Source organism: Pseudescherichia vulneris NBRC 102420 (assembly GCF_000759795.1).
Classification (GTDB): Bacteria; Pseudomonadota; Gammaproteobacteria; order Enterobacterales; family Enterobacteriaceae; genus Pseudescherichia; species Pseudescherichia vulneris.
In genome coordinates this window covers 1-5,228 of the sequence record NZ_BBMZ01000028.1, presented here as the reverse complement: position 1 = coordinate 5,228, position 5,228 = coordinate 1, and the positions used below count along the sequence as shown (strand labels likewise).

At 57.7% G+C, this 5,228-nt stretch carries 4 protein-coding genes and 1 pseudogene; 1 reads left to right on the top strand and 4 read right to left on the bottom strand.

Translation table 11 applies throughout. The features are described 5' to 3' along the window. Nucleotides 1–464: 464 nt before the first annotated feature. The 4 genes from hemY to hemC are packed head-to-tail and all read right to left on the bottom strand — an operon-like array spanning nucleotide 465 to nucleotide 4,551. Nucleotides 465–1,661, bottom strand: coding sequence for a protoheme IX biogenesis protein HemY (gene hemY / locus EV102420_RS18455; protein ID WP_042394962.1), 1,197 nt, complete (start codon nucleotides 1,659–1,661; stop codon nucleotides 465–467). 2 nt (nucleotides 1,662–1,663) lie between these two features. Beyond that, complete coding sequence (gene hemX / locus EV102420_RS18450) at nucleotides 1,664–2,851, bottom strand: uroporphyrinogen-III C-methyltransferase (RefSeq protein WP_042394959.1); 1,188 nt, start codon at nucleotides 2,849–2,851, stop codon at nucleotides 1,664–1,666. A gap of 21 nt (nucleotides 2,852–2,872) precedes the next feature. Further along, nucleotides 2,873–3,613: a uroporphyrinogen-III synthase gene (gene hemD / locus EV102420_RS18445; protein ID WP_042394956.1), complete on the bottom strand. Its 741-nt coding sequence runs from the start codon at nucleotides 3,611–3,613 to the stop codon at nucleotides 2,873–2,875. Further along, a complete protein-coding gene (gene hemC, locus EV102420_RS18440) occupies nucleotides 3,610–4,551 on the bottom strand; it encodes a hydroxymethylbilane synthase (RefSeq protein ID WP_042394951.1) in 942 nt (313 codons plus the stop codon). The genes hemD and hemC overlap by 4 nt, the downstream gene beginning before the upstream one ends. 344 nt (nucleotides 4,552–4,895) lie before the next feature. On the opposite strand from hemC, the pseudogene cyaA reads away from it, so the two are divergent. Beyond that, nucleotides 4,896–5,228 (top strand): annotated as a pseudogene (gene cyaA, locus EV102420_RS18435) (class I adenylate cyclase); the annotation flags it as partial.

Sequence of the window (5,228 nt, the reverse complement as noted above, 5' to 3'; positions counted from 1 at the left end):
TCGTAGCCCCAGCGCGGCTGCGATTTTATGCAACTGTCGCTAATAGAAGACGTTCAATTGATTGTTTTATAAGATATCTATAAAAACAGTCTATATTCGTCGTCAAGAAGAGACAGATTGCAGTCATTATCGGCTTATCGTACCCTTTTTCACCGCGATTTCGTGACGCCTTCCATAATTCCTAAATGAATACAGGCTGCTAGTTTTAGGAGTGAAAAAGTGGCACGGCTTGTGCAATAATATACCTGTAGATGCTCATTCCATCTCTTATGCTCGCCGCAAGGCTTCATAAACTCAGGAATGACGCAGAGCCGTTTAATGGTGCTTATCGTCCACAGACAGATGTCGCTCCGGCCTCATCAAACACCATGGACACAACGTTGAGTGAAGCACCAAATTTGTTGTCACGCAGACCTGTTTAATGCCCGCTCTGGTTTCAGAGCGGGCGTTTTTTTATGGCGGGTTTACTGCGGGGGATTGTTCTGCAGGGTGTGCATCAGGCCGTCGCGGCGCATGGCGGCCGCTTCTTCCGGCTGCTGTAGACGATCGAGGGTATCGGCCAGCCAGGCATAGTCAAACGGATCCGGGCGCTGCTTCAGCGCGGCGCGGAACGCCAGGCTCGCCTCTTTCCACTCACCGTGTTTCATCAGCGACTGACCAAGCGTACTCCACAGCAGCGGGCGATCGCCCTGGGTTTTGATCTGCTGGCGCAGCGCCTTCTCTACCTGCTCTGGGTTGTTGGTCTTCAGACGCGGGATCAGCAGGACCAGACGATCGTCATACTGACGCTTCAGCCCGTCGAGCAGGATCTCCTGCGCGGTATCATGATCGTCACACTCAATCAGATGCTCGGCCATGGCCGCCTGGAGCGCAGCCTGATGACGGGTCTTGCGGCTCTGGTGCTTCCACCAGGTCTTCAGGCCGTCGCTGCCTCCTTCGGCGCGAGCCTGATCCATCATGCCGATCCACGCCTGCTGGGCCAGCGCCTCGCGGTGTGCTTCGTCACCTACGCCCGCTTTCGCCATGGAAGGGAGACAGTCCAGCAGTGAGTTCCAGGCCCCGGTACGAATATAGGCCTGCTCGGCCAGACGCAGCACCTCCGGATGGCGAGGCGTAATCTCCAGCAGGTTATCAACCCCGTGGCGCGCCGCGTGGTTTTCGTTACGCGCCAGCTGTAGACGCACACGCGTGATCTCAACCGGAATAGGATCGTGCCCAGCCAGCTCAGTAGCGCGCTGCAGATGCTGATTCGCCCTGGCCTCATCGCCGCGCTGCTGGGCTGCCTCGGCGGCCAGCAGATAGTTGACCATCGGCTGCTCGGCGTGATCGGCATTCTTCGCCATCAGCTTTTCAACCTGCTGATAATCACCTTCAGCCAGCTTCAACAGCGCCTGCTCGGTCTGCTTGCGGGCGCGGCGGCGTTTGCGGCCTGTGAACCAGCCGCGGGTGCGCGCACCGGTATGGAAAATACGGCGCAGCAGCCACTCAACGGCAAACAGCACCACCAGGGCAAGGATCAGGATAATCACCAAACCCGTCACGCTGGTTTCGATATTGTAGGTATCAGTCTGGATCAGCACGTAGCCCTGATGGCCAGCGACCATGGGCCCGACAACGATCCCGGCGAGCAGCAGTGCAAAGAGAAGCAATACTTTTAGCATAATTATTCCCCCTGCTGCGGCGCAGCGGCAGGCGCTGCTTCAGTCACCGCCGGAGCTGGCGGGGCTTCATTCGCCGCTGCCGCTGGCTGTGCCAGCAGATTACGCACGCGCGTCTGCATCAGCTTCTCCAGAATCGGCTGGCTCTGCAGCGAATCCGGCAGCTCCATGGTGATATTCTGCTGGCTGAGTTTATCGACCTCTTCAAGGAACGCTTTGGTGCTCGCATCATCGGTGTCGTAGTAAGCGCGTACCCAGCTTGAGACGTTATCCAACGCCTGCTTGTAGGTCTCTTCCTGATGACGCGGCACGGCCTGAGCGGCAACCAGCAGACGAGAGCGGATGTTCTCCCGCAGGTAGATATCCTGGTTCGGGGCGAGCAGTGGGACAGCGGTCTCATCGCGGCGGCGAACGGTAATGAAGCTGTCCATAAAGTTGTGCCAGCTCTTTTGCAGGTTTACCCGCCACTCGCTCAGCGAACTGGAGAGCTCGCTGCTGTCGTTATCCATCGGCGCATCGTCGTCGTTGTTATCCGCCAGACGCAGATTGTCGATCTGGTTGGAGAGCTGGTTAACCTTGAGGATGATGCCGTCGTAATCGACCTGTGCCACACCTGAGAGGCTAGCCACGTCATCGGTGATAGCGCGGCGGGCGGCGATCAGGCTGGGGTCGTTCATATCCGCCAGGCTCGCGTCGGCGCTTTTTAGCAGTGCGGCAGCGGTAGTGACATCGCCATCGCTCCACAGCTTACGCCCGGCCAGCTTCACGAGGAAATCGGCCTGCGCCAGCAGCCAGGTTTTGGCGTCGGTTCCAGAGATAGTCGCGACCTTCTGCGATAGCTCATCAAGCTGCTTGTTCTGCTCGGCCTGCTGGCGCTCTGCGGCGGCCAGGGCCTCGCTCTGCTGCTTGATAATGCCTTCAAACTGCGTTTTTTGCGTCTCCTGCGCCTTTTGCAGGGCGGTAATTTGGCTCACCAGCGCGTCGCTGTTAGCGGACTGCGTTGAGGTCTGCTGTTTCACCCAGCCATAAAGCCCTACGCCCGCCGCCAGCGCAATGGCGATGGCAATCGCGCTCAGCGCGAGACTGGTCTTAATGGCGCGATCTTTCTTCTCAGTTTTTTCTGGCTGTGGCGTGGTCTCCACGGCCTCCCTGGTCTCTTCAACCCCGGCAGAGGTGTTTTCTTGTTCCGTCATTATGGCTTCCCATTATGAGAGTTATTGTAATGCGCGCAGCAGCGCATCGTTGTCAGCGTTATCAGCGACCTGAATATCCTGCCAGCCCAGATCCCGGGCGAGGTGCGCCAGACGTTCACTTACCACCAAAAGACGGCAGCGAAGTAACCAGTTTTCGCGATACCAGGCTGGAATCAATGAGAAAAGCTGCTGGAGCATCTCGCCGCTGGTCACCACGAGGGTAGTGACGCCGCGAGCCTGCCAGCGCATTGCCTCTTCCGCGCCGTCATAATACTTCGCACTACGTTGATAACATTCACAAAATGTAACATCAGCGCCGCGTGCCGCCAGCGTATCGCCTAACAGCTCGCGTCCACCGTTGCCACGTAACAGCATTGCACGCTTACCTGCAATATTTTGTAATTCAGGTAATTGTAGCAACACTTCGCTAATTTCCCGATCCAACGGATAGCGTACATTGATGCCGCTTACGGTATGAAGTGCCAGGGCGGTCGTACGTCCAATGGCAAAATAGCGGGGCGCATGCGGCCAATGAAGGCCGTAATGCTGGAGATGCGCGTGGGCAAATGCCACCGCATGCTGCGACAGCACAAAGATAAGGTCGTTAGCAGAAAATGCGGCAAGGCGGTCAGGCAGCGTAGCCAGCTCCCGGCCTGGGGTAAATTCGATCAGCGGAAAGCTCCAGGCCACCTTGCCCAGTGCGCGCAGACGGCTCACTAATTCCTCCCCAGCGGGAGAGGGGCGGGTGACCAGGATACTCATGCAGGTGCTTCTCCGTTATAGACCTCGGCCAGGATCTCACGCGCGCCATTAGCCAGCAGCTCTTCAGCGAGGGAGACGCCCAGCTGCTCCGCCTCTTCCGGCTTGCCACGGCGTTCGCCCCGGACCATCACCGAGCCATCCGGTGCACCCACCAGCGCCCGCAGCCAGATTTCACCGGCGACCAGTTCAGCATAGCTGCCGATAGGTACCTGGCAGCCACCCTCCAGCCGCATGTTCATCGCCCGCTCGGCTTTGACGCGCAGGGCAGTATCATCATGGTTAAGCGGTGCAAGCAGCGCACGGGTGCGCTCATCGTCCAGACGGCACTCAATACCTACCGCACCCTGGCCCACGGCGGGCAGAGAAAGTTCCGGCGGCAGCGCCACGCGAATGCGCGATTCGAGGTCAAGACGTTTGAGTCCGGCCACGGCAAGAATGATGGCGTCGTAGTCGCCGTTATCGAGCTTGCCCAGCCGGGTGCCGACGTTGCCGCGCAGCGAACGGATCTCCAGATCCGGGCGGCGTTCCGCCAGCTGACACTGGCGGCGTAAACTTGACGTGCCAACCACGCTGCCCTCCGGCAGATCGTCCAGGCTCGCATAGTGGTTAGAGACGAAGGCATCGCGGGGATCTTCTCGCTCGCAGATGGTGACCAGGCCCAGCCCTTGCGGGAACTCAACCGGTACGTCTTTCATCGAGTGGACGGCCAGATCGGCGCGGTTCTCAATCAGGGCCAGCTCCAGTTCTTTAACGAACAGCCCTTTGCCGCCGACTTTCGCAAGGGGGGTATCGAGGATCACATCGCCACGCGTAACCATCGGCACCAGCTCAACCTTGAGTCCCGGATGGCAGGCCATCAGGCGCTGCTGAACATAGTGTGCCTGCCAGAGCGCAAGGGGGCTCTGGCGTGTGGCGATTCTTAAAATAGTGTCTGGCATGCTTGTTACCGTCATTGTCGTCCATCGACCATCCTAACACTGTTGTCTTAGGGTGTCAGTTTTCACGGGTGATTGCGCAAGAGGGCGAAGAGGCCGTATTCTGAGATTTACACGTAACGAACGATGCTACACTTGTATGTAGCGCATCTTTCTTTACGGTCAATCGGCAAGGTGTTAAATTGATCACGTTTTAGACCATTTTTTCGTCTCTCCTCACATAATCATAAGGACGAAAAAGGTTGACGGGTATCTTTGTAATACTAAAAATCTGAACCGGACCGCGATTGCCGACGTTGCTGTCAGCATGGCGCTACGGAAAGGTTTAAAACATCAGGCGATACGTCTTGTACCTCTATATTGAGACTCTGAAACAGAGACTGGATGCCATAAACCAACTGCGTGTCGATCGCGCGCTGGCCGCTATGGGACCTGCTTTCCAGCAGGTATACAGTCTGCTGCCTACATTATTGCATTACCATCATCCGCTGATGCCGGGTTACCTTGAAGGTAGCGTTCCCCGCGGCATCTGCCTCTACACGCCTGATGAAAACCAGCTCCACTACCTTAACGAGCTGGAGCTAAGTCATGGCCTGCCGGTGCAGGAGTCGCCTAAGGGCGAGCTGCCGATCACTGGCCTCTATACCATGGGCAGCACCTCGTCGGTCGGACAGAGCAGC